The 26126-nt window shown below is 43.0% G+C and carries 19 protein-coding genes; 5 read left to right on the top strand and 14 right to left on the bottom strand.

Translation table 11 applies throughout. From position 1 onward, the window contains the following. Positions 1-77 precede the first annotated feature (77 nt). The 6 genes from map to MKY19_RS20410 form a co-directional block, all read right to left on the bottom strand. Positions 78-824 carry a type I methionyl aminopeptidase gene (gene map, locus MKY19_RS20385; protein WP_042129378.1) on the bottom strand — a complete coding sequence of 249 codons (747 nt, stop codon included), beginning with the start codon at positions 822-824 and terminating at the stop codon, positions 78-80. 239 nt (positions 825-1063) lie between these two features. Next, positions 1064-2788 (bottom strand): assimilatory sulfite reductase (NADPH) hemoprotein subunit, encoded by a 1725-nt coding sequence (cysI, locus tag MKY19_RS20390; RefSeq protein WP_339242568.1) that lies wholly within the window; start codon positions 2786-2788, stop codon positions 1064-1066. Between the two features lie 46 nt (positions 2789-2834). After that, entirely contained in the window at positions 2835-4697 is a 1863-nt protein-coding gene (locus MKY19_RS20395) for an assimilatory sulfite reductase (NADPH) flavoprotein subunit (RefSeq protein ID WP_339804410.1), read from the bottom strand. A 267-nt stretch (positions 4698-4964) separates the two neighbouring features. Next, positions 4965-8222: an ATP-binding protein gene (locus MKY19_RS20400; protein WP_339797292.1), complete on the bottom strand. Its 3258-nt coding sequence runs from the start codon at positions 8220-8222 to the stop codon at positions 4965-4967. After that, a complete protein-coding gene (locus MKY19_RS20405; RefSeq protein WP_076284629.1) occupies positions 8209-8583 on the bottom strand; it encodes a response regulator in 375 nt (124 codons plus the stop codon). Before MKY19_RS20405 ends, MKY19_RS20400 begins: the two co-directional genes overlap by 14 nt. Positions 8584-8604: 21 nt before the next feature. Continuing rightward, positions 8605-10236, bottom strand: coding sequence for a diguanylate cyclase (locus tag MKY19_RS20410; protein ID WP_339797295.1), 1632 nt, complete (start codon positions 10234-10236; stop codon positions 8605-8607). Between the two features lie 217 nt (positions 10237-10453). Here MKY19_RS20410 and MKY19_RS20415 point away from each other — a divergent pair, with 217 nt between their 5' ends. Both MKY19_RS20415 and MKY19_RS20420 read left to right on the top strand, forming a co-directional pair. Next, positions 10454-10723 (top strand): ACT domain-containing protein, encoded by a 270-nt coding sequence (locus MKY19_RS20415; RefSeq protein WP_042189980.1) that lies wholly within the window; start codon positions 10454-10456, stop codon positions 10721-10723. A 13-nt stretch (positions 10724-10736) separates the two neighbouring features. Continuing rightward, on the top strand, positions 10737-12092 hold the full coding sequence (locus MKY19_RS20420) for a PFL family protein (RefSeq protein ID WP_256716384.1): 1356 nt from the start codon (positions 10737-10739) through the stop codon (positions 12090-12092). A gap of 89 nt (positions 12093-12181) precedes the next feature. Here MKY19_RS20420 and MKY19_RS20425 read toward each other — a convergent pair whose 3' ends face one another. Continuing rightward, complete coding sequence (locus MKY19_RS20425; protein WP_256721644.1) at positions 12182-12592, bottom strand: hypothetical protein; 411 nt, start codon at positions 12590-12592, stop codon at positions 12182-12184. Between the two features lie 206 nt (positions 12593-12798). Between MKY19_RS20425 and MKY19_RS20430 the strand changes: the two genes are divergently transcribed. Beyond that, entirely contained in the window at positions 12799-13836 is a 1038-nt protein-coding gene (locus MKY19_RS20430; protein ID WP_339797300.1) for a glycosyltransferase, read from the top strand. Between the two features lie 13 nt (positions 13837-13849). Further along, positions 13850-14923: a glycoside hydrolase family 99-like domain-containing protein gene (locus tag MKY19_RS20435; protein ID WP_339797303.1), complete on the top strand. Its 1074-nt coding sequence runs from the start codon at positions 13850-13852 to the stop codon at positions 14921-14923. A 28-nt stretch (positions 14924-14951) separates the two neighbouring features. On the opposite strand, the gene MKY19_RS20440 is transcribed toward MKY19_RS20435, so the two are convergent. Beyond that, entirely contained in the window at positions 14952-16415 is a 1464-nt protein-coding gene (locus tag MKY19_RS20440) for an MFS transporter (RefSeq protein ID WP_339266085.1), read from the bottom strand. A gap of 164 nt (positions 16416-16579) precedes the next feature. Here MKY19_RS20440 and MKY19_RS20445 point away from each other — a divergent pair, with 164 nt between their 5' ends. Then, positions 16580-16999, top strand: coding sequence for a MarR family winged helix-turn-helix transcriptional regulator (locus MKY19_RS20445; RefSeq protein WP_076284623.1), 420 nt, complete (start codon positions 16580-16582; stop codon positions 16997-16999). A gap of 305 nt (positions 17000-17304) precedes the next feature. Here the strand turns inward: MKY19_RS20445 and MKY19_RS20450 are convergent, their stop codons facing one another. From MKY19_RS20450 to MKY19_RS20475, 6 genes are all read right to left on the bottom strand, one after another. After that, positions 17305-18975, bottom strand: a complete 1671-nt coding sequence (locus tag MKY19_RS20450) for an extracellular solute-binding protein (protein ID WP_339797308.1) — start codon at positions 18973-18975, stop codon at positions 17305-17307. Further along, entirely contained in the window at positions 18972-20375 is a 1404-nt protein-coding gene (locus MKY19_RS20455) for a response regulator (RefSeq protein WP_339797311.1), read from the bottom strand. Before MKY19_RS20455 ends, MKY19_RS20450 begins: the two co-directional genes overlap by 4 nt. Continuing rightward, a complete protein-coding gene (locus MKY19_RS20460; protein WP_339797314.1) occupies positions 20368-22113 on the bottom strand; it encodes a histidine kinase in 1746 nt (581 codons plus the stop codon). The genes MKY19_RS20455 and MKY19_RS20460 overlap by 8 nt, the downstream gene beginning before the upstream one ends. 143 nt (positions 22114-22256) lie before the next feature. Further along, the gene (locus MKY19_RS20465) at positions 22257-24092 is read right to left on the bottom strand and encodes an ABC transporter substrate-binding protein (protein ID WP_339797316.1); all 1836 of its coding nucleotides are present in this window, start codon (positions 24090-24092) and stop codon (positions 22257-22259) included. Between the two features lie 92 nt (positions 24093-24184). Beyond that, complete coding sequence (locus MKY19_RS20470; protein WP_339242594.1) at positions 24185-25081, bottom strand: carbohydrate ABC transporter permease; 897 nt, start codon at positions 25079-25081, stop codon at positions 24185-24187. 17 nt (positions 25082-25098) lie between these two features. Next, positions 25099-26058, bottom strand: a complete 960-nt coding sequence (locus MKY19_RS20475; RefSeq protein WP_042190003.1) for an ABC transporter permease subunit — start codon at positions 26056-26058, stop codon at positions 25099-25101. Positions 26059-26126: the final 68 nt, after the last annotated feature.

The following is a 26126-nucleotide window of genomic DNA, read 5'->3' on the forward strand; positions in this document are numbered from 1 at the left end:
TTAATTGAACAACAAATAGACCTGATCAGCAACATCATGAGAAGATGAAGCTAATCAGGTCTATTTTCTACCCTAAATTATAGTTCAGTCAGAATAATAGTTCCTTGAGGGGTGATAGCTAATGTATGTTCATACTGTGCTGACAGACCGCCGTCAATGGTACGTGCAGTCCAACCATCCGCATCAATTTTTGTTCTGTAGCTGCCTGTGTTCAGCATCGGTTCAATGGTAAATACCATCCCCTCTTTAAGACGAGGTCCTCTGCCAGCCGGACCATAGTGAGGTACTTCTGGTGCTTCATGCATTTCTGAACCAATCCCATGGCCAATAAAATCACGCACAACTGAAAAACCATTAGACTCTGCGTAAACTTGAATAGCATGAGCGACATCCCCGATACGGTTGCCTGCAACTGCCTGCTCGATACCACGGAATAAAGATTCCTTTGTGGTGTCTAGCAATTTAGTCGCCTGCTCACTAATGTTGCCAATCCCATATGACCAAGCGGAATCTGCCAACCAGCCATCTAAGTTAACTACCATGTCTATGGTTACTATATCTCCATCTTTAAGTGGTTCCTTTTTCGGAAATCCGTGGCAGATTACATCATTTACAGAGGCACAAGTTGCGTACGGATATCCGTTATATCCCTTTTGCTCAGGAGTTGCTCCTTGAGACAGTATAAATTTTTCTGCAAATTCATCAATCTCCCAGGTAGTAATTCCCGGCTGTAGAATTTGCGCAATTTGACGATGACATTCAGCGAGAATTTTTCCCGCCGCACGCATTTTTTCGATTTCTTCCATCGTTTTCATGATAATCATAATATCGCCTCTTCTGTACAGAACACATCACTCTCGGGCAATGGCTCTTCTTTTGTATTTAGTTTCCCCTTTATATTATGAAAGAAAAACACGAGAAATCCAAATCATTAAGCAAAAAAAATATTTATTCCTGTCTGAAACTAAAAAACTCCCCTTATTCTAAGTAAGGCCAACCAACAAAGAGGTGTCCCAGCAGCCATAATGCAGGCTCTGGGACACCCATTTCAGTCTAAATTAGATTAGTCATGAAAATTAAGACCTGACGAAACCGCTTTGACATAACCTGCACGGATCACGAAATCTCCAAAATGCTCGCTATGCAGACGTTCTTTTGAATAACGATGAAGAATTGGCTCCAGCGTCTCCAGAATTTCTTTTTCATCTATGTTTTCTTTATACATTTTGTTCAAGCGATCTCCCGTAAAACCTGCTCCCAAGTACATATTATATCTGCCTGGACCTTTACCAATAAACGAGATTTCGCCTAGTGCCGGTCTTGCACACCCATTAGGACAGCCTGTCATCCGGATCACGATTTCCTCATCGCGTAGACCAGCTTCATCAAGGACAAGCTCTAGCTTATCAATCAACGAAGGCAAATAACGTTCTGCTTCAGCCATTGCAAGTCCGCAGGTTGGTAGCGCCACACAAGACATCGAACTGCGTCGTAGCGCAGACAGATGAGCTCCGTCCGTAAGTCCATGCTGTTTAGCCAGCTCAGCCACTTTTCGCTTTTTGGCAGTGGTTACGTTAGCAATCGTTAAATTCTGATTCGGCGTAAGCCGGAAATCCCCGGTATGAATCTTGGCAATTTCCCGCAGTCCAGTCATCAATGTGTACCCTTCTTGGTCATGAATCCGTCCGCTTTGGATATAAAGCGTCAAATTCCATTTTCCATTGGTACCCTTCACCCAGCCATAGCGGTCTCCATTATGGTCGAAATGGTACTCACGTGCCGCCTCAAGCTGCCATCCGAGTCTTTCATGCAGCTCATCGACAAACCATTCCAGACCGTGGCGGTCAATCGTATACTTGAACCGTGCATTTTTGCGGACAGAACGATTTCCATAGTCTCGCTGAATCGTTACTGTCTTCTCCGCTACATCGATCAATTGATCAGGACGGCAAAAACCAATGATACGGCCAAGCTGAGGATACGTGCTGGTATCGCCATGCGTCATTCCCATACCGCCGCCTACAGAAACGTTGAACCCTACCAGCTTATCATTCTCAAGAATAGCGATGAAGCCTAGATCCTGCGAGAACACATCTACGTCATTTGAAGGAGGCACCGCAAGACCAATCTTGAATTTACGCGGTAAATATACCGGACCATAGATCGGTTCAACTTCTGCCCGATCTCCTAAACTATCCACTACCTTTTCACCGTCTAGCCAAATTTCATGGTAAGCGGGAGTACGTGGGGATAGATGATCACTAACTTTGCGCGCCCATTCATAGACTTCTGCATGCACCTCAGATTGATAAGGATTCGGATTGCTCATTACGTTACGGTTGACATCCCCACAAGCTGCAAGGGTTGTCATTAGCGTATCATTGATGCTTCGAATGGTCTTTTTTAAGTTCCATTTGAGAACGCCATGCATTTGAAATGCCTGTCTTGTAGTCAGACGTAAGGTTCCGTTACCATACTTCTGTGCCAGATCATCCATCACCAGCCATTGTTCCGGTGTAGCTACACCACCTGGGGCAACTACGCGAAGCATAAACTGGAATGCTGGCTCCAGCTTCTGACGTTCCCGTTCATTGCGCAAATCTCTGTCATCCTGCATATAGCTTCCGTGAAATTTAAGCAGCCGATTATCATCTTCAGGCAGACCACCCGTAATCGGATTGCTTAGTGTCTCAACTAATGCACCCCGCAGATAGTTACTCTCCGATTTAATATGCTCAACATCACTTGGAGGCCCGCCGATCGGCTTAACCTTCTCATTGTTTGCCATTGTTGTTATCTCCCCCCGAAGTCACTTCGATAACTCCATCTATCCATTAATAGACATCACGCTGGTAACGCTGCGTCTGCTGCATATCTTCCAGATAAGCCGCTGCCGCTTCAGGGCTCAGTCCGCCCTCACTCTGAATCACCGTAAGCAGTGCAGAATGAACATCATGCGCCATGTACTTCTCGTCACCACAAACGTAGATATGAGCACCTTCTTGCAGCCATTCATAAACCTCACGACTCTTTTGTAAAATGCGATGTTGTACATATACTTTCTCTTCGGTATCACGTGAGAAGGCGACATCCAGCTTACTTAGAACGCCATCCTTTAGCATTCTCTGCCAATCAGTCTGATACAGGAAATCTGTTACAAAATGCCGATCCCCATAGAACAGCCAAGATTTCCCTTCCGCTCCCAGCTCTCCACGTTCCTCTAGGAAAGAGCGGAATGGTGCAACACCTGTGCCTGGTCCGATCATGATGATCGGCGCATCCGGATTAGTCGGCAGCTTAAAGTTAGGATTATGCTGAATGTAAATAGGCAAAGTATCTCCCGGCTCTACTCTTTCTGCGCAATGCACTGAGCAGACACCGTAACGTTCCCTACCGTGAGCCTCATAACGTACAGCTCTGACGGTTAGATGAACCTCATCCGGGTTAGCTTTATAACTGCTGGCGATAGAATATAGCCGTGCAGGAAGCTTCCGCAAAATCGTCACAAAACTGCTGGGTGGACCTTCCCACGGTGAGAAGTCCTGGATCAAATCGAGTAGATCGCGTCCTTGAATATACGCTTTAAGCTCCGGAGCACGGTCTGGAGCTAATAACTCACTCAGCTTGTTTGAAGCAGACAGCTTTGCCGCTTGCTCCAGCAAAGGTTTGGTCAATACAGTGATTTCATAATGATGCAGAAGTGCCTCACGTAAGGCTCCTTCATCACCTTTCTTATTAAACGGAACCTTATCATTAGGATTCCAGCCCATAGTATGAATAATAGCGTCCACCAGTTCAGGATGATTCTCTGGATATACTCCCAGTGCATCCCCAGGTTCAAACTGTATATTAGAGCCTTCAAGCGATAGTTCCAAATGGCGAGTCTCCCGGTCCGAGCCGCGTCCGTTCAAATTCAGATTCTCCAGTACCTCTGCCTTAAAAGGATTATTACGAGTATATAGAGGTTCTTGTGACTCTGCGTCCTCCGCGGCTTGAACCGCTTTTGCAGCAATGGCTGGAGCATTTAAATTTGCATTTAATGCACCAATAACACCTTCAAACCATTCGGCAACGGAATCGTCATAATCGAGATCACAATCTACACGTGGACTTAGGCGCTTACCACCAAGTACCTCTAACCTCTGATCGAACTCTTTACCCGTCTGACAGAAAAATTCATAAGAGGTGTCTCCCAGAGCCAGAACTGAAAACCGCAGGTTCTCTAATTGAGGAGCTCTTTTACTGTAAAGAAATTCATGAAAAATCCTTGCATTATCAGGTGGTTCACCTTCTCCATGAGTACTCACCAATAGAAGTAGATTCTCAACCTTTTTAAGCGCTGTAGGTTTGAAATTGTTCATCGCGGAGAGTGTAACCTGAAAACCTTGCTCTTCCAGCTTGCGGGACAAGCTCCCCCCAAGTCGCTGGCAATTCCCCGTTTGCGAACCAAATAATATGGTCACTTCCCGTGAGGCTGCTGGTTGGCTCGTTACAGCAGCGCCAACCTCTGTATTTCCAATCTTATTCGATGGCACTTGAAGTTCAGCACCTGCTGGTGCTGCCGCCGTAGTACGTCCAATCGCGGACAAATATCCACTGAGCCATATTTGCTGCGTCTCCGTTAAGGTTGGTAGAAGACGATTGAGAAGCTCGACTTGATTCTCGTTAAAAGGACTGTTCGTTACCTGTAGTTGCAACAATATCCACCTCTCCTAAACATGAAATCTGGTTATGATCCGTGCCTCAATTGAATTTATCTGAGCCTTTTTTAGAACCTCATAAAATCAGGCTATCACAATATTTGTAAACGATCAATGAAGTCATTTTCACCTAAAAATTGTTAATTATTGAAAAAGTATCAATAAAGTACGTAAAAACCGATCAAAACAGTATGATTTGCCCTGTTTTGATCGGTTTCATTATAAAAAATGATACTATTTATAAAATATTGTGATAAATAAAAACTATAAATCCTTCTTACTTTCGGGAAATAATACCTCGCCTACCCCTGTCTTTATCTTCACAATCTCTTCAAGCGTATTCGATAACTCACCTGGCGGATAAGGCTTCGTTAAATACTTCTGTATCACATCATTCAGTTGGTTCTTATCTGATTGATCCAGAGCAGAAGAGATAACAATCGGAATATTCTCTGTTCTCGAATCCTCTTTTAGCATTCGGATCAAATCCCAGCCGTCCAGTTCTTCACCAAGCATCAAATCAACCACGATCGCAACAAATGGTGTTTTCAAGGCCTGATCAAAAGCTTGCTGTGGATGATAGTGATGGGTAACACGGAACCCCTTCCCTTTTAGCTCTTCTGATAAAAGCAACGAAAGACTATAATCATCTTCAACAATCATTACATTAGGTTTGAGCTCTTTATCGGCATTCCATTTATTCAGCTCATCTTGCTGCCGGCTTGCTTCTGCATTAAGGATTGGAAGGCTAAACCAAACGGTTGTCCCTTCACCCTCTACCGAATCAATACCGATGGTTCCCTTTTGTTTCTCAATAATTTCTTTACAGATGGCAAGACCGAGACCTGTTCCACCAATTCTTTTGGAGGCGCTGTTGTCCACTCGTCTGAATTTTTGGAATAGCTGTCCGATTTGATCCTTTGGAATGCCCAGACCATTATCCTGGATACGCACAATAATATGATCCGGCTCATTATGCAGCAGTACCTTCACTTCATTGTTAGAGGGTGAGAACTTGATCGCATTACTTAACAAATTCGTTAGAACTTGGACGATCTTATCCTTGTCCACATCTACCTCCGCATTCAGAGCCTCATCCACCAATAGCACATGATGTGTGCTACTAAGTTTATATTGATCGATAACCCCAAGGACAATTTCACTAAGATTTACATGCTCCGTGATATACTGCTGCTTCCCTGACTCCATTCTCTGCAGATCCAGAAAATCATTAATAAGCTCAGTCAACCGCTTCGCTTCCTTATGAATCGTCTCCAAATACTTCAGCTGCTTCTCAGGCTTCATGGTTTTGGACAATAGCAGTTCCGTGAATCCTAATACACTCGACAATGGCGTTCTCAGCTCATGACTTACCGTACTGACAAGATCAGATTTCATAAGATCCAGCTCGTACTCCCTAGTGATATCTCTATATACAAACAATGTACCAATTCTAAGCTCCCGGCGGAAAACAGGAATCGCATAAACATCAATATGCTTCTTGGATTCCGTTCCAATGGAGTATTGCATACTGCTGGACTCCAGAGCATCCTCAGAGATTGCCTGTTCAAAAAACGACCGAAGCTCATGGTTCTCATTCGAGCGTTCGATGAAATAATCCATCCATTCTTTTCTAGGAGTCAGTGTACCTTCAATCCAGTCATAGTTAACGATGTTGCACAGCGCCTTATTCATCTGAAGCATCACGCCTTCTGTACTCACGAACTGAATGCCTTCGTTTACGTTATTCACGATATCGCGGTTCAGCTTTCGCCCATGTTCAATCTCTTCGTACATGAACAAACGTTCAATCGCCAGAGCTACGCGGTTCATCATTCCTTGAACCTCATTAATTTCTTCTTTACTGAAAGAATGTCCAATCCGGGTCCCGCAAAATACAGCTAGAATCTCATCTTCTGCATTTACAACAGTGGTATAGAAATCATAACAGTAGACCTCATCCGCAGAAATTCCCTGTTCCGATTGCGTAGCTAGACGCTTAATCAGATAGGTTTTTTCCGTCTTCAAACGATATAACATTTCATTGTTCTCATTATCGAGATAACGGTCTACATTTTCCTGAGGAATCCCTTTAACAGCCGCGATCTTATCTTTTACAAGAAGGAAGAAACTCGAATCAAATGAATACAGGTGATGCATGAACTGAATAAACTTATCTGCAAATTCATGTTTATCTAAGGTGTACGTAATGTCATGATTCAGCTGATTATTAAGCTCAAGCATTTTTTTGGTTTGTTCTGTATTCTTCAGCGTTTCCGCTAGCTCCAGCTGTACACTTTTCATAGAGGTGACATCATACGCGATAAAAATGTACTGATAAATCACACCCTCATTGTTTAGATACGGCACGACAGTCAGATGCATCCAGATTGGCAATCCGTCTTTAGTCAGAATCTGGAGTTCATTGCTCCATACCCCACCCGTATATAATTTGTTGAAGATTTTCTGCATTTGTTCTCTAGATATATTATAGAGTTCAAATAACTTATAGGTAAAACCGATAATTTCAGAATTTTTATAGCCGGTATATTTACTTAAATTATCATTCGCGTAGGTAAATACGCCTTTATCTGTAAGGATCCCCACCGCTGAGGATTGATCGAGTGCTTTCATCATACTCTCTATTTCACTAAGCGAACGTTGCAGTCTATACTGCTGATCCTGAAGTTCATCTTGCTGCGCGTGCAGCTCTTCATTCTGCATCATCAATTCTTCTTCTTTGTCCTGAATACTTCTGGCCATATTTAGAAATGCATTATAAAGCCGACCAATTTCATCTTGATGCTTAAGCTTGCCGAGAAGAATTTCCTCACCGGCAGCCAAGGAATGAGTGGCCCCTTCCAGCTTCAAAATAGGATTAATCAAATTCTTAAGAATCCGCCAGATCATAAAGGTAAAGAACAGTAGAATAATCGTGCTAAAAAAGAAGGCGATAAAGGTGAATTCGTTAGCTCGTTTAATATAATCCATAGCCATGGTATTTAATGCTGCATCGGATCGCTGTCTGTACTCTTTCGTATACGTTAGAAAATCATTCACTGATTTAGTAATACCATCTCCGGATAGTACTCTTAAAGCAGCATAATCATCAGCCTCGACAAGCCGAATTGCTTCCGGTAAGGTTTTATTTTTATACTGGACATAAAATGATTTTAAACCATCTCTAAACAAGGCTTCTTCGGCGGATAAATTAAGATTAGAATACGTATCCAGTATTTGATCAAATTTTACTAAGGCTGCATTTAAGAGCTTTAATTCATTCTCGTCCTTAAGCAAAGTGAATCCCCTAGCTCGGAAAAACACCTCATTTAACGTGCTCGCCATCTCGCTGATCGTGTCTGCTTTATACTGCAAACTTTCACGTTCTCTACTTAATTCATCTTGCTCATAGTTTATGAAAATAAAAAAAACAGTTCCCATAAGAATGATTAAAGAAAACACTAATACAATGATGCGGAAATATTTATTTTTGATGCTGTGATTAGCGTTACTTTTCTTCACCACTCAGGATCCCCTCCACAATCTGCAAGAGTTCCATCGGACTAAATGGTTTCGGCATAAAGTAACGCGCACCTGCTTCAACTGCTCGAATTCGATCTACATCTTGAGCTTTGGCCGTTAACATTAATATAGCTGTAGTTTTCTTTTTCTCCTCATCCAGCTGCTGAAGCACTTCAATCCCTGTCATTTCTGGCATCATATAATCCAGAATCACCAAATCATAAGGATCCGTAGACAGCTTAGTTAGAGCTTCCAACCCATTCTCCGCTGTGTGAATCTCAACATTCTCCAAATCTTCCAATGTATCCTCGATTAACATCCGTAATACTTCTTCATCATCCACTACCATTATTTTTTGCATATTCGCACAATTCCCTTCGTGTTAGAACAAAAATCTATGAGCCAACCGTTCCATTCGGGACAACAGCTCAGGCATATGGACAGGTTTTACTACATAATCATCGGCACCCATCTGCAGGGCATGTACAATATCCGCCTGATTATTTCTCCCTGTCAGCATAATCACTAATATATTCACTTCCGGATACGTCTTGCGAATTCTTTCCAGGACTTCAACGCCATCAAGATCCGGCATCACACCATCCAGTAGAATAATATATTTCTCATCTATGGAATACCAATCCGATTGCAAGAAATCCAGCCCATTCGCATAACTGCTGATATTCACCTCAGCAATATCCTCCGGCTCCCAAGTATCAATCTGATGAGTCACTATTTTTCGAATCAACGCATCATCATCCACAACAATTACATTTAGAACCGAATGCTTTTTAGTCGACGATAAATGGTCCGTGTAGAGTGTAGTCTGATTCCTTCCGGCATCTTTGCTGGCATAGAGAGCTTGGTCTGCTTCTTCTACAATTTTATCGGCAATATTCTCAGCTTCTGTTACCTCTGATATCCCACTCGAGAAGGTCACATGAAAGACTTCATTCTTTGCAAAAAAGTCGGTGGCAGCAAATTGCTCCTGAATACGGTTTATTACTGTCAATGCAGAACTTGCATCCGTATTTGGCAGGAACACAGCAAACTCTTCTCCACCGAAGCGGCAAAAGGTATCTTCCATACGAATCGAACCCTTTACAAGCTCAGACAAGGACTGTAATACCTCATCTCCGATTAGATGACCATATGTATCATTAATCTTTTTGAAATAGTCCAGATCAATCAGTGCTAAAGAAAACACCCGTTCCGTGCGCTTAAAATCGCAAATCAGCTGCTTCATCACTTGATTAAAGTGTTTTCGATTAAACGCCCCCGTCAATTCATCCACAATGATGGATTCCTGCCACTCCCGCTTTAACTCAAAGCGGTTTTTAATCAAAGCCAGAAATAAATCAATATCTACAGGCTTCGATAAAAAATCCATCACACCCAGCCTATACGCATGCAGTTGAGTCGCTTTAGAGTACTCCCCACTTATAATGATGATTGGAATACGTTCTTTTTTGGCTTTGCCGATAATTTGATTCAAGACCTCAATTCCGCTGATATCAGGCAAAAGAACATCCAGAAGAATTAGATCCGGTTTGGTTTCGTAAAAAATCTTGAGACCTCGTTCAGCGGACAAGGCTATGCTTACATAATAGTTCTGCTTCTCCAATGATTCTTTTAAATAAGCCACTAATTCTACATCATCATCAATAAGCAAAATATCATTATGTGGGAGCGCATCATCATTTCCTTTTTTGTCTAACGTCTTAACTGAACCTAGAGAAACCGATGAATCTTGGTTAAACAGTGGAATAAGCGGATACAAATAATCGCCCCACTCTTCAATAGACCAGCTCTTAAGGCTACTTTCCATGAAATAGGGCAACGTTGCATCGGCAAACTGTTCAACTTCTTGTAACCCCACTGTTCCTGCCGTACCTTTCAAATTATGCAAAAAACGATAAATGTCCTTCTCGTTAACTTCCGACAGTTCCGACCATTCCTGGAGGGTTTGTTTGGTCCGCTCTTCAACCATATTTTTATATTTTTGTGTAGTCATATTTACTCCTTCAGAGTATCGTATCAATCTCTCACTTCATCATATTTTTCATATACTGTCAATCGAATTTTCTTTAAATTCATAGGACTTTATATAAAAATGATCAAACAGACAAAAAACCTTTGGTTGAAGCTTGCTTCAGCATTTGTAATAATGATTGGAATGGTTCATTCCGTTTACACGGCGTAATCACCATATACAAAGGGAGGCTGTATTTATGAAGGGGATTATTACTGTATTAGGAAAAGACAAAGTAGGGATTATTGCCAAGGTATGTACATATCTTGCCGAGCACAATTTGAACATTCTGGATATTTCTCAGACGATTGTACAAGATTATTTTAACATGATGATGATTGTAGACATTTCTGGCGCGACTAAAGCATTTGAGGATATTGTTGAGGATTTACATTTGATCGGAGAAGCGATCGGCGTGGAAATCAAGCTTCAGCATGAGGATATTTTTAATATTATGCACCGCATTTAGGAGGATGACCATGATATCACTGGTGGAAGTACAAGAAACGAATAAGATGATCCGTGAAATGAATCTGGATGTACGTACTATAACGATGGGGATCAGCCTCATGGATTGTGCACATACAGATATGAGAACTTTTAACCAAAACGTATACGACAAAATCACTAGATCCGCCGAGAAGCTCGTCAAAACAGGTGAAGATCTGGAAAGACAATTCGGTGTACCCATTGTTAATAAACGAATTTCTGTGACTCCTATTGCTATTGCTGCTGGCGCCGTGAAGACGGATACGTATGTGCCTGTAGCGGAAATTTTGGACAAGGCTGCCAAAGAAGTCGGCGTTAACTTTATTGGCGGCTTCTCTGCGCTTGTGCAAAAAGGGTGCACCAAAGGTGATCGTATTCTAATCGACAGTATCCCAGAAGCACTCGCAGTCACTGAAAGAGTCTGTTCGTCCGTCAACGTCGGCTCCTCCAGAAGTGGAATCAATATGGATGCTGTGAAATTAATGGGTGATATCATTATTCAAACTGCGGAACGCACCAAGGATCGGGATTCCATCGGCTGTGCTAAGCTGGTTGTCTTCTGTAATGCTGTCGAGGACAATCCTTTTATGGCTGGAGCCTTTCATGGGGTCGGTGAACGGGAATGTGTCATCAACGTTGGCGTCAGTGGCCCAGGTGTAATCAAGCGTGCATTAGAGGAAGTGAAGGGGCAGGACTTCGAAACCCTGTGTGAAACGATCAAACGGACTGCGTTTAAAGTTACGCGTGTGGGACAACTAGTTGCGCAGGAAGCATCGAAACGGATGAACGTGCCTTTTGGGATTATCGATTTATCTCTGGCTCCAACACCAGAAATTGGGGATTCCATTGCGGAGATCTTTCAAGTCATGGGTCTGGAAGAAGCTGGTGCACCAGGAACAACAGCCGCTCTGGCGATTCTAAATGACAATGTTAAAAAAGGTGGCGTGATGGCCTCCTCCTATGTTGGCGGACTCAGTGGAGCCTTTATCCCAGTTAGTGAAGATCACGGAATGATTCAAGCCGTACAGCGTGGTGCTCTTACGCTTGAGAAGCTAGAAGCCATGACCTGTGTATGTTCTGTTGGACTGGACATGATTGCTATTCCGGGAAGTACCACCAAAGAGACGATCTCTGGCATCATCGCCGATGAAGCTGCTATCGGAATGGTCAACAACAAAACAACCGCTGTTCGCGTCATTCCTGTCATTGGCAAGGATGTAGGCGAAATCGTTGAATTTGGCGGCCTACTTGGATATGCGCCTGTCATGGCTGTTAACGGCTTCAATTGTGCCAACTTTATCAACCGAGGCGGACGAATTCCTGCTCCAATTCACAGCTTTAAGAACTAATAGAAACCTCAAACAGCAAGTCCCTATTCGTACCTAGGCGACTTGCTGTTTTTTATTGTTCAGAGCTTGAAGATGTTAATGTTATAGATTTAAGCCCGCTGGATCCCAATATTAGGTGTTCCCCCGGTCAAATCGATAAATAATACATAGTCATTTCCATCCGTGCCCTTCAGCACGAGTCCTGTCTGACTTGCAACTCCCACAGCGAAATATCTGACTTGTTGAAGGCTCGTAGGTGCTGAAACTGGTGACAAAGCCTGATTCACCGCGATCAAACGGGTCGCAGTTTTGATGGTGCCTGCACCGCTAATTTCACCGGTAACCCCCAAATGACCGAGCAGGGACTGACTGCCGTTCACCTGAAGGCTTCCCATAATGGTCTGACTACCATTTAATTGCAAGTTTGAATCGATAGTCTCATTCCCGTTTACATGCAGATCATTTTGAATGGTCTGACTTCCTGTAACAAGAATATTATCGAAGGTTGGCAAGACGATCATCCCTTTCAGGTTTTATAGTATATCTTATGTTAGACAAGACAATCCGGTCATAGATAGATATACATCTTTTACTAAATCCGCTTTTTCCTTCAAGATTCAGATTAATGGTCTTATACCTAAAGTCAAATGAACCCCCTACACATATAATGATTAGCAAGACTAGGTGCTAGAGCGAACGACTGGCTCCAATGAATACAGGAGGAATTATGAAGAAGACAGCTACTAGGCTCACTCCTCAAAGGACCTCAACTCACGAAGTCTCCATCAGCCAAGTTCATCAATCGCAACACCATAATCTCATTCTCGAGAACTCTTATAGAGCGGAAACCATAACACGGGAACTAAAGCAATTAAGAGTATTGCTTCTGGTCCCCTCAGAGATAAGTGATAAAATGCCTAATGTACGACTTTTTAAAGATCAGCTAAGGCATCTGGTCAAAGAAGTGCTTGCCATTAAGTTACATCATAATCTAGAAGAATATTTAGCACATTATCAGCCTGATATGATACTAGCCTTGGGATCAGAATCCCTGTTCCCTGAGGAGAATATTCCTGCCCTCAAAGCTTATAACGCTCCTAAGGCCGTATGGATGGCAGACGCGACCTGCCTTACCCGAACAGAACGTAATCTAGCGCTGTTATTCGATTATATTTTCACACAGAACATAGCTAATCTAATCTATTATCAAGGTTTACGTGAGAAACATTCGTGCTACCTCCCTTATGCTCCAGATACAGAACTCTATTATCCAAGACGTGTCGAGAACCGTTACCACAGTGACGTACTCATTCTCGGCCATTTTCAAATGAATAGTGTTCTTGACACCCTAGCTCATTCGGAACTACTTCATGGTCTCAAAATAATGACCATTGGTAGCGGGTGGGAGCCCACCAAAAATTTCATAGACATCACCTACGATAAAGCAGAAATATCTAACTATTATAATGGAGCAAGGATCATCATCAATTGCACAGGATCTGTGCAGCAAATTATGGAGGTCGCTGCTTGCGGCGTATTTCAGTTCGTGGAAGATCATCCGCATCTTCAAAGTTACCCCATCACAGAAGAAGGTCTTATTCGTTTCCAGAACTTTAAAGAGCTCTCTGAGAGCTTCAAGTACTATATTGCTCATAGTGATGCAAGGAGAAGTTCGGCCTCTCTTGCTCTAAAGGAAGTGAAGTACAATCATTCTTATCTTCAGCAGGGAAAGCTACTTCTCAAAAAAATATTCACGGAACCATAGGGGGTGACTTGACTTGAAATGCATCGCTTTTGTATTGCCTCAGTTTCATCAGATAGCAGAGAACGATTCCTGGTGGGGAGAGGGATTTACAGAATGGACAAATGTCAGGAAGGCTACAGCCCTTTATCCTGGACATGATCAACCGAAAAAACCGTTAAATAATAACTACTACGATTTAACGGACTCTAATGTGAAACAATGGCAGGCAGAAACTGCAAAAGCTCATGGCATTTACGGTTTTTGTTATTATCACTATTGGTTCAATGGCAGGCGACTTCTGGAACAACCGGTTCAGCAAATTCTTGCCAGCAAAGAGCCTGACTTCCCCTTTTGTCTGTCTTGGGCTAACGAACCTTGGACACGTAGCTGGGATGGCACTGAAGAAGATGTCTTGATGCCACAAGAATATGGAGAAGAACGGGATTGGCGAATGCATTTTTATGCTTTGTTGGAGGCCTTCAAAGATGAACGATATATTTGCGTAGACGGCAAACCAGTATTCATTATCTATAGATCCTCCAGCATCCCTCGGTGTGATGAGATGCTTCAATGTTGGCGTGATTTGGCTCAGCAAAACGGACTTCAGGGCCTTCATCTTGTCCGGACACTGGGCGGATTCCCCCTAAAGACAGAGCACGGGTTCGACGCCAGTCTAGAATTCGAGCCTCACTACACATTCGCACATGGTGGTGTAAAGCACTTATGGAGTTCCAAGCAGGTGGAGGATCAAAAGCATATTGTCATTGATTACGATGAATTATGGGAATCTATGTTAGAACGGACACCTCATAGGGATGGGGAAATTATATATCCAGGAGCATTTGTTAACTGGGATAATACACCACGCAAAGGTGCTGCCGGACAAAGTACTTTAGGTGCAAATCCTCACAAATTCGGTCAATACCTGTCACGACAAATTGAGAGGACCAAGAAGATGTTCAAAAGTGATTTTATTTATATTAACGCTTGGAACGAGTGGGCTGAGGGTGCCTATTTAGAACCGGATGATCATTATCGGTATCAATACTTGCAAGCCATTAAGAAAGCACTTCAATATCATCACAAAGAAGATCCTTCCACGCCGTAGCGTCAGAAGGATCTTTTTCTTTTATTCCTTATGGTCTTTCCGAAGTCTGCACTCTGGCGCTTCTTGCACTAATCATTCTCCAACCCGTTAGCAGTGCAGCCACAAAGCATATGGATGCCGAAGTCATGAACACTACATGCATCCCACTGATAAATAACTCTGGTCGACCTGGAACTAGACCTGTTACCCGATAACCAGCTTCACTGCTCATCACATGAAAGAGAATCGTCGTAGCTATCGTAATACCAACGACCATCCCCACATTACGAACAAGCGAGTTGACGCTGCCCGCAGAACCAAGCTGAGTTCTAGGCACCTTAGACATCACAAGTGAATTATTTGGCGACTGAAACAGACCACTTCCTATTCCTAACATAGCGATCCACACGCCTACCAGCACAACAGAGCTTCCTTCATGAAGCTCAGCTAATCCAAACTGAGCAATAACCATGACTACCAGCCCTGCAAAAGTTAGGAATTCAGACCCGATTTTATCCGATAAAGCACCGCTTATTGGTGCTACGACTACCATACATATCGGTAACAGCATCAACAGGAATCCCGCTTCAAAGGGCGATAGATTCAGCATATTCTGTGCATAAAACGGCGCGATGATATTAAAGCAGAAGTTCGCTGTAAACACGAGAAACCCACATAAAATACTTAATGAAAACAACGGATTCTTAAATAATGATAATTGTAGTAGCGGTTCTTTCCGGCGAAGCTCCGTCCATAAGAAAGCAATGAAGCTGGCTATAGCTACGATTAAAGACGTCACAATTAAGCTATCGCCATAACCGAGCTGCTGTCCCAATAATAGCCCTGCGAACAAACTTATGATAAAAATAGCGAAGAGTAAACTACCTGGAACGTCTATTGTAGATTTCGTCCTTGTTAAATCCTTAGGCAGTACCTTCCAGCCTAACAGGATAGCGATCACTCCAATAGGAATGTTCACCCAAAAGATATACTCCCAGCCTAATGTTGAAACCATAATTCCACCTAAGCTAGGGCCAGCTATGCTTCCCAGAGACACGAATGTACCTATGAAACCAAGCGCTTTCCCCCGCTCATTGGCAGGAAAGATATCCGTAACGATTCCCTGGCTGTTCGCCATTGTCATCGAAGCTCCGATAGCCTGAATGACACGTGAAGCAAGTAATGCAGGTAAACTTAAACTAAATCCACACAGCATAGAACCAATAACAAAAACTATCGTACCAATCTTAAAGATTCGAATCTTACCGACAATATCTCCAAGCTTCCCGAAGAAAAGAATCGCAGCACAAATCGCCATCAAATATCCTGTGGTTACCCATTCGATTTGTGCCATAGGCAGCTTCAATTGTTTCGATAACTCTGGCAGAGCGATGTTGACAATACTACCATCAAGTGTGGACATGAAGGTGAAAATATTCAGAACAATTAAAATCATCCAGCGTTTCTTCTGAATTTCTTTGTCTTCCTGATAGGTTGCGCTAATAGAACTCATAAACTAACACCTCATTGAATATATAATCAACGTTTAGTTGCGTACGCAACAAAACTTGCTTACCCAGTGTACATCAATTTAGTTGCGCACGCAACGACTTTATTGTACACTTTGTCTCAGAGTAGCAAATACGCGAACTATAAACCCAAAGAGGTGTCTATATCTTGGAAAAAGAGCCTATAGGAAAGTTGATTTCCTATTTTCATCGTCAAAATCAAAAGCAATTGGTAAAAAAATTCATGCCCTATGGAATAGGTAGTGGTGGGCAACATAGTTTTCTAAAACTGATTACTTCCAGACCAGGGATTACACAAGATCAACTAACTTCTGAACTAAAATTCGATAAAGCTACCACCGCACGCTCCGTGAAGCAATTAGAGAATTCGGGTTATATTGAACGTAAACCAGATCCTAATGATCGACGCTCTCAACTACTATATCCAACGCCTAAAGCAATCGATTTTTCGCCAATTCTTCAGTCTATTTTAGATGATTATAACAAGAGCCTAGTTGGTAAATTAACCAGCGAGGAAGTAGAGCAGCTTCGCTACTTACTTCAAAAAATCAGCACTGACGAAGAATAGGACAAAAAAAGAAACTGTCTCAAAAGTAGTAAAGGCTACTTAAGGGACAGCTTCTTTTTTTGAGAATTATTAGGGAAAAGCTCCCTAAAAATCAGAGTAATATCGGTATTTGCCAACAAATCAGCGAAATTATAGGGAGAATTTCCCTAATTATTAGTCAGATGAGCAGAAATCTCAGAATTACAGGGAGGAATTCCCTAATTATCGATCAGTGCTCCAGTTTCCTTGGTGAGGACACTCCACTTTTCCACAATCAGTCCATTCACTCCGCTACTTTTAGCGAAAAAATCTATATCATCCCGTGCTCACTTCACCTTTACAGTTTCAGCAACTTCTTTCGTAATCGCCTCCCCGCCGATGCTCTTCCATTTCGCTACAAAAACATCAAAGTCACTAAGCGGTGAATCGCCCACAATGATATTCAAAAATGTCTCGCTCTCCAGATTTTGAAGCTCCGTCCACTTACTCTTCATTAGTTGGGTGTTTCCGTAAAATACTCCCCGCACTCCCTCAATTGCAGTTGAGGTTAAGACGGCAACTCCATATTTATATGCATTCGCTGCTTTCCAGCCTTCCAGATCTTTCTTTGGTTGTTCAGTGTCCTCCACCCATTGATCATAAATGAGACGGGTATCTGGATTTAATGTATCCGGGTCTATTTTGCCATGCAAAGCTTGCTGGATATCTGCATAATGTTTCTCTATCGCATCCGAATAATCAATTAAAAGGTCAAACGGATAATAAGCACGCAGCTGAATTCCTGTTTGCGCAGAGAAATCATCCAGCTTCTTAACTTCCTCCGAATTAGGGTCTTGTCTTCTCTCAAGTCTTGTAAACACGTTCAATTGCTTCATAATCGCCTCTGGATGCTCGAAACCTTTACGCACAACAAGGTAACGGTCTGTTACCGGAGCCAAATGAGCAACAAACTTACCAGACTCATCAAGTGGAGCAGCATACGCTCTCCATTCTGCCTTCGTATCGAGAGCAACCGCCTCTGACAAAGGATAATATGGCATCCACCACGGGCCAAAGAACATGCCTGATTTCCCTGTAATAATAGGCTCTTGCGTTTCTTTATAAAGTGCAAAATTAGGGTCCAAGAGCCCTCTTTTATACCAATCAGCCAGTTTGGCAAGCGCTTGTTTGGTCTCAGGTGTAATGGATCCATATACAATATTCCCAGCGTTATCCTTGATCCAATTGGTGGGAAAAGCATGCAATGCACTAAACACAGCATCCAGACCATTTACTAATGGCTTTGTCCCATAGATGATATTCTTGTAGCCGCTAAGTCCGACCGTATCTCTTTTGCCATTGCCATCGGGGTCCTTCTCAATAAAAGCCTTCGCTATGTTCTCAATATCTTCGAAGGTTTGCGGTGCCTGCAGCTCCAGTTTATCCAGCCAATCCTGACGCACCCAGAGCAGAACAGGCGAATCCGCATCAATGGCTACATTAGGCAATCCGTATAATTTGCCGTATCGAGAAGCATCGGATAATGCCTCACCCTGAGTAGAATTGTACATATCCTTAATTAAATCAGAGCCATATACATTGTAGGTCTCTGTAAGATCCTCTATCATGTCATTATCAATGAGTTTCTTCAATTGATCTCGATCAACAACCATCGCATCCGGCAAATCATTGCTATCGATCGCAAGCTGTGCTTTTTGATTAAAAGCATCTTCACCCTTCGCTTCCCAAGAGTGAACTACCTTGATATTCGTAATGCTCTCCAAATAACGGGTGATAGGATTGTTGTCGTTGCTGTCACCTGTATTTAGCCTGGAATCGGGAACCTTAAATCCTACACGAATCACGATCGGATCTTCGTATTTGCTATACGCTATAGAAGCATCTTCGACCTCACCCTGAGGACTTCGAGTAGAATCTACTGTTTTGTTCTGGTCACGGCATGATGTAAGTCCGATCATCATTACAAGTAAGAGGATAGATCTACACAATCTCATCATCGGTCCTTCCCCTCCGCACGATATTCACTCGGGAGTTGACCAATACGTTCTTTGAACAGTCTACTGAAGTAACGGTCATCTTCAAAGCCAGACCTTGAAGCAATCTCACAGACGGGTAATGAAGTCTCCCGCAATAATGATTTAGCCAACTCAAGCCGCATTCCCCGTAAACATTCACCGAATGTCTCCCCGGCAAAACGAGCGAAACATTGACTGAAATAACCACGGCTCATATTAATTTCCGCCGCTACGTCGCTCTGATTGATTTTGTCACCTGCATGGCTCTGCATGTAACGAACTGCGCGAATAAGGCAAGACATCACCTCTTTAGTCAATCCTAGCTCGAGCATTCTCCTTCCCACATGATCAGAAAATCGGCGTAGCCAGGTCTTCCAATGACACCAGTTCAAATTAAACGAAATATCCCGTTCCAGTTGAACAGCATCCTCTGACTTCAAAAGTAAAGAACTCCAGCTTTGCAAAAGGGAATGGGCGAACGTTAGAAATCTATCCTGCCTTGGCTTCTGCATGAGTATGTTCGTTACAAAATTCTCCCATTCGTTTCCATCAATCGTCCACTTGAGATTTTGAGCTTGCACGAATAGATCAGCTTCATCCGGTTTTAAATGGGGAACCGCTATTTCCTTCTTTAGTTCCTCATAATTCAGACAGGTCAGTTCTTCAGCACTAGAATGATAAAATAGCATATGCCGAAGCTTCGTGGTTAGCTGCTCCTCCAATTCCTGTAGTGACTGATCTCTTAACCCACTGATGAGCGCGGTCTGCCATCTCCCAGAAAGCTGGTTCTTAAGCTCACGCTTCCCCTCTTCTTCCGAGAACCGGTGAAGCAAGGGCGACATCCACATCTCATGAAAGGTAATCAGCGGATTATTCTTCACGAAGGATAGGTGAAATAACTCTTCTTCATTACAGTGGCTGCTTAATGGTAAATAGAGCAGTGCCTTGTCTGCAGCTATCCTTTTACCTTCACCATGAACCAGTGCATCCCTTGTATTGTCCTCCCATTTGATGCGATCGACCAGGCGACGTATAGTCTCGTCCGCATTTTCCATCTCCAATAGAGTTTTGACAATATAATCAACGGCTCCTAAACGCATGGCCTCCTGCACATAGTCAAACTCATGGTGGCAAGTAAGCACAACACAGCGAATACCTGCGAAACGCTGCCTTACTAGTTTAATTAGCTCGAACCCAGAAATGCCGGGCATGGTCAAATCTACAAATAACAGATCCACATCCTGTTGTTGAAGTAGCTCCAAGGCCGATTTGCCATCTCCCGCCTCGCCGACAATCACAACCCCTAAGGATGACCAATCAATTAGAGATATGAAGCCTTTCCGCACAAGTCTCTCGTCATCAACCACTACAGCCTTAATCATCGAAGTCCTCCTTACCTTTCCTCGGAATCACGATAGATACAACCGTACCTTCCCCTAGCTTGCTGTACATCTCTAGCTTCATTTGTTCTCCATAGTAGGTTCTGAGCATCCGGTTCACGTACGAGAATCCGATTCCGAGCCCCCGTTTCTTGGCGCCATCCTCTGACAGCAGTTGATCTAACGTATCCACATCCATTCCAGCCCCATTGTCTCTTACACACAGCTGAACTTCTCCTTCACCATGCTCTGTAATCAAGACGTCCACCCTGCCATTATCGCTTAGTCCATGATAAATCGAGTTCTCAACAAGAGGTTGAAGTAAGAATCTGGGGACAGCCACAGACAATACATCCTCATCAGCCTCCACGTTAAATTCGAATTCATAGTCATAACGGATGCGCTGCAGTTCCATATAATTTCGGATCGCTTCAATTTCCTCTCCAAGGGTAACAATGATGCTTTGTTTGCCCAGATTATAATGCAGCACCTTTACAAGAAGAGTAACCAGCTTGTCGATCTCCTTCTGACCGTTAAGCCTTGCCATCCACTGCACCGTATTCAATGTATTATGCAAAAAGTGAGGGTTAATCTGGCTAAGTAGCTTTTCAATCTCGAATTGGCTTTTCTGCTTCTCATTATGGGCTACCGCAACAATCAGCTCATTCACCTGTTTCTTCATCTGCTGGAAGTTGCTAAGCACAAAATCAAACTCTTCCACATTCGTGTAGGCAACCGGAGAGGTAACATTTTCCGCCATTCGATTAATTTCAAGGTTAACCTTGCGCAAAGGACCATAAATCTTTTTCCAAATCATCCAAGCCAGAACTCCGGCAAAGAGTAGTGTCGAGAACGCGAGCAGGATCATTTTATAGAACCAAGAATAAATTTCACTGTTGAATTCGGACTTTTTAACTACTGCAATAAGCTTCCATCCCTGTGGACTAGCGTATCGAAACAGATGATATCCGGTAAGTGTTTCATGTGATAGATTAGAGTTGCTTCCAGCAGCTTTGATAATTCCTTGAGGTAATTTACCATCAATGACATAAGTGCTAGTGCCCTCTTGATTCACAAGTAGATGGTTTACTTTCATTCCGTAAGATTCCTGATTAAATATTTTGCGAAGCAGGCTGTAATTCGTCTCTAAATAAATATATAGCTTATGTTCACCTGGTACGCGTACAATGCGCTGTTCTGAGAACACGAGATTATCGCCGACGGCATACATCGTAGAATGCGGTCCATAATAATCAGCTCCGTTATATCGCATAAAAGAAGGTAACGTACTGATATCAAAATTTCTGCGCGCACTCATATTCGTAAACAGAACCGGATCATCACTGCTTGGCATAATGTAGGCTGTAAGTCCAATGTAAGGATTCGTGAAATTAACGAGGTTGATCTTCTGGTTGATGGAGTTCATCATTTGCGATTTGCGATAAATTTGCTTTTCCTGAATAAATGAGGACATTTCTTCCACAATCTGACCATCCAGCGCAAACTGTTTAGAGGCAAAATCCATATTGTCGATGGCATTCTCCAAGCTAGAGGCTTCCTGTTTCAAGCTTGCACTTATACCATTGCCAATTTTCCCTGAAAGAATAGAGTAAATAGAGGTGTAGGTTACGAATCCTACTAAGAGAAGCGGAAGAAGTGTTCCGATAACTAGATAGATGAATAAGGTATTCCGTAAGGATTTGACAACTGGGGTATGATTACGCTTAAGTACTCTTACCATCCGAATGATCCTCTTCCTTCTTCCTGTAAGCGTTCTATTTATATATATCAATGTGAGAATACCACATTTATCCTTAATTGAATAGAATAGGGCAGAACAGCCTCCACGCCGCCCCGCCCTATTTGTATTTTTCTAATCACACCTTATTTTACGCTTTTACGAGCCTCGAACAGTTCCTCTGCCTTTTTAATCGAGAAATCCATAACTTCGGCATAGCCGAGACCATTCACCTTATCATGCATTTCTTTATTCAATTTGTCATATTCGGCTTGATCTTTAGCAAAAACCATTTTCCAAGAAATTTGTTGAATGACCGTACCAATTTGTTTGTTCTTTTGCTCCAGTGTTTTGTCCATCATCAATGGTTCTTTTCCAGTGAAGCCTTGTGGTGCTACGGCCAATAGATTATTTTTTTCAAAATACTCTTTAGGCGTCAGAACGCCCATCTTCGCTCTCCAGTCACTATCAAGCTTAGACGGATTACGCTCTAGGGTTGTCGTCCATAGATTGTGATCGTATGGCTCTTTATTGTCTGGATTCACCATCGCCGGAACTACAAAAGAGAAGTTCATTTGATTAGAGCCGTAGTAGTAGTCACCACCACCATATTCTGCAGGCACTTGTGTATTCTGTTGATCGGCATAAGCCTTCCAACCAAAGTCAGTCACGACAGGTTTACCGCTTGCATCCATATCCCAGGTTAGACCTTTAGGTCCGTTAGGCACCGCTGTTCCGCTTCCTGCAGAGATCATTGCACCTTCCGGAGTATACATCCAGTTAATGAATTCCATAATTCTAGCAGGTTCTTTAGCTTTTGCACCGATTGCTATAATACCGTTACCACCGTATACATTGAAGCCAGTGGAATACATCAGCTCATCCTTGAACGGAACTAATGCAAACCCCTTTCCTTCTGCTGTTCTTTCCGGTGTATTGTAGTTTGCTGCCCCTAGCCACGGGAACCAAGAGAACAACAGACGACCATCCTTGTATTTCGCTACAACATCGTCGAATTTTTGTGTCATAGAATCTGGATCCACCAGACCCATTTTGTTAGCTTCAAAATACAGTTTGAGCGACTTCATATACCAGCTGTCTTCGGATAAGAAGTCATAATATTTCTCTTCGTCTGCTTTAACATATACAGCGGTATCAGGAATTTCGTCATAGCCCATCATGTTGGCGAACTGTTTCGCCAGTGTCATTTTATAGTTGCCGTCCCAGTCAGACCACATCGAGAAGGCATAGGTTTTCTTTCCTTGCTCATTTTTGGGCTCAAGCTCTTGCATTTTTTTCAGCACGGGCAAATAATCTTCAATCTTTGAAATTTCAGGTGCTCCGATTTGTTGGTAAAGATCCCATCGCAGGTCTGGCCCCCAAGTCATATCTCTCCCTTCAGAAGGTCCAGATGGATTAGAAGCTACGCTGTTTCCGATGCCAAAAACGGATGATCCACCACCAAAAGCAACCTTTGCTTTATCAATCGCTTTTGGGAATGTACTCCCAATGTCTTTTCCGTATTTGTCCAGAAGTCCGTCTTGTGTCCAGTCTAAGAGAAGCTTTCCTTTGATCGCATTTGGATAATGGTTTTTGTCATCACCGAAAATAATGATATCCCCAAGATCTCCGGAAGCCATCATTGCAGAGATTTTGGTATCTCCACCTGTAAGGTTTGAAGCTACAATGTCCATCTCAATATTGAACTTATCTTTGATGATTTTGGCAAACCATCCGGTTTGTGGACCCGCATAGTTAGCTGTTGTAGAGAATACGGTCAGCTTCAGCGGCTTGGAATGATCAAGTGCTCCGTCATCCGGTGCTGCTGTTTCTTCCGCCGGCGCATTCGTTGCAGTGGACGTGGGCTTTTCTGTGCTCGTGTTTTTTCCTGAGTTAGCCGTATTATTCCCCCCACCACATGCTGCCAGAACGAAGACCAGGATTACGGATAGCATGACAAGCGATGCTCTTCTTAGTCTCATTGCTTTATACCCTCCCTTTCGTATCTTCACTTATAGTTCAGCTCTGCTCCTAGCAGAGGAAAACCCCATTTCGTTACCGATCCGGTAGCTCATTAGCCCTTAACCGCACCGATCATAATCCCTTTGACGAAAAAGCGCTGGAAGAATGGGTAAACGATTAGAATCGGCAATACGACGATCATCGTTACGGTCATCCGTACAGAGGTTGGAGTCTGCATATTCGCTACACTAGCGGCCATATCTGGTGAATTACGAATTAAAGCTGCGAGCGAGCTGGACTCGTTCAAATAACGCCATAACAAGAATTGGAGCGTAAAGTACTTCGTATCTGTCATCAGAAACGCCGTATCAATAAATGAGTTCCACTGATTCACTGCGGAAAAAATCGTAATCGTAGCCAAAATTGGCGTAGTAAGCGGTACAATAATGCTCCAGAACACCCGCATGTAACCAGCACCATCCATAGACGCTGACTCCTCAAGGGATGGAGGAATGGCCTCAACGAAGGTTTTGACCAAAATGATGTTGAATGGGGTAATAATCGTAGGCAAAATATAAGCCAGATAATTATTGGTCAGATGCAAATTGTGCATTGTAATATACCAAGGGATCAGACCTGCGCTAAAATACATCGTAACCACGACACTCCGGTACCAAATACTTCGGCCCCACATTTCCTTTTTGGTGAACAAATATCCTAAAAAAGCTGAAGACCCCACAGTAAGCAACGTCCCGACAACCGTTCTATACACAGAGACTGTTGCCGCGTGTCCTAGACCACTGATTCTTAGCACCTTACTATAGTTATCAAAATGGATCTGTCTTGGATAAAATTTGATATACCCCGCTGCACTAAGATCATTCGAGCTGATCGTATTGATGAACAAATAATAGAATGGGTAAATGCATGACAGGGTGAACAATCCAAAGAGTGTATAGATCATAATCTGGAAGATAAGTTCTCCAGCCGTTAGTTTTTTCTTTCTCAAGTGGGATCACCCCTGACTTAAATGATAGATTCGTCACGCACCATCTTAGACAACGTGTTCGCTGCGAATAGTAGGATTACACTGACAACCGATTTCAACATGCTGACGGCCGTCGCAAAAGGAAAGTTGTTCGCGAAAGCGATGTTGTATACATAAAGATCCAGCACTTCAATAGAATCCTTATTCATCGCATTTTGAAAGGCAAAGTACTGCTCCATCCCGTTATTGACTAGATTACCTATGGAGAGCAGAAGCAGTACAAAAAAGGTTGGAATCAGACCTGGAATGGTGATATGCCAAATTTTGCGGAACCGACTTGCACCATCCACCTCAACAGCTTCGTACAATTCCTGATCAATGCCTGCGATTGCAGCAAGGTAGAGAATAGCACCCCAGCCTAACGATTTCCACCAGTACCAGACGATCATCGTGACCCAAATATTTGAGCTGGAGGCTAAGAAGTTATACCCTTCATCAACCACTCCAAGCTGCACTAAAATGTGAGTGATGACACCGTTATCTACAGAGAACAACGAGAATGCCAATGCATATACCAGAATCCAGCTGATAAAGTTTGGAATCGTGGTTAATGTCTGCACCAACTTGCGATACCAGCCTGACTTAATCTCAGTCAACATAATGGCAAAGATCACTGGAAAGATGGATGTAATTAATCCGAGTGAACTCATGGCAAGCGTGTTCTTCAGCACCCGCAGAACCTCTGCGGTCTGCGTCGGATTAGATACAATCGTCTTGAACCATTTCAAACCAACATAAGGCGTGTCTGACAACGGTATTCCGGGAATGAAATCATAAAAGGCATAAATCCATCCGCTGATCGGCAGATAATAGAAAATAAAGGTGACAACAAGAAATGGAAAAGCCATGAAGAACAACTTATGTTTGTTCTTCATCTTCCAGCGGGATCGATGAACCGGATCGACGCTGGGAAGCAGTTCGCCAGCAGGTACCCCCATATCGGAATCTCCTATACCCAGATTTTGATTACGTTTTCAGAGTATCAGAATCTGAGCTTCTGGCGAGA

It is taken from the genome of Paenibacillus sp. FSL R5-0744, assembly GCF_037972555.1.
Classification (GTDB): Bacteria; Bacillota; Bacilli; order Paenibacillales; family Paenibacillaceae; genus Paenibacillus_AQ.

Bases quoted from the DNA above. Each gene is read 5' to 3' on its own strand.
- map (WP_042129378.1), bottom strand. From the start codon at position 824: ATGATTATCATGAAAACGATGGAAGAAATCGAAAAAATGCGTGCGGCG.
- MKY19_RS20415 (WP_042189980.1), top strand. From the start codon at position 10,454: ATGAAGGGGATTATTACTGTATTAGGAAAAGACAAAGTAGGGATTATT.
- MKY19_RS20410 (WP_339797295.1), bottom strand. From the start codon at position 10,236: ATGACTACACAAAAATATAAAAATATGGTTGAAGAGCGGACCAAACAA.
- MKY19_RS20450 (WP_339797308.1), bottom strand. From the start codon at position 18,975: ATGATGAGATTGTGTAGATCTATCCTCTTACTTGTAATGATGATCGGA.
- MKY19_RS20455 (WP_339797311.1), bottom strand. From the start codon at position 20,375: ATGATTAAGGCTGTAGTGGTTGATGACGAGAGACTTGTGCGGAAAGGC.
- MKY19_RS20425 (WP_256721644.1), bottom strand. From the start codon at position 12,592: ATGATCGTCTTGCCAACCTTCGATAATATTCTTGTTACAGGAAGTCAG.
- MKY19_RS20460 (WP_339797314.1), bottom strand. From the start codon at position 22,113: ATGGTAAGAGTACTTAAGCGTAATCATACCCCAGTTGTCAAATCCTTA.
- MKY19_RS20465 (WP_339797316.1), bottom strand. From the start codon at position 24,092: ATGAGACTAAGAAGAGCATCGCTTGTCATGCTATCCGTAATCCTGGTC.
- MKY19_RS20405 (WP_076284629.1), bottom strand. From the start codon at position 8,583: ATGCAAAAAATAATGGTAGTGGATGATGAAGAAGTATTACGGATGTTA.
- MKY19_RS20430 (WP_339797300.1), top strand. From the start codon at position 12,799: ATGAAGAAGACAGCTACTAGGCTCACTCCTCAAAGGACCTCAACTCAC.
- MKY19_RS20475 (WP_042190003.1), bottom strand. From the start codon at position 26,058: ATGGGGGTACCTGCTGGCGAACTGCTTCCCAGCGTCGATCCGGTTCAT.
- MKY19_RS20440 (WP_339266085.1), bottom strand. From the start codon at position 16,415: ATGAGTTCTATTAGCGCAACCTATCAGGAAGACAAAGAAATTCAGAAG.
- cysI (WP_339242568.1), bottom strand. From the start codon at position 2,788: ATGGCAAACAATGAGAAGGTTAAGCCGATCGGCGGGCCTCCAAGTGAT.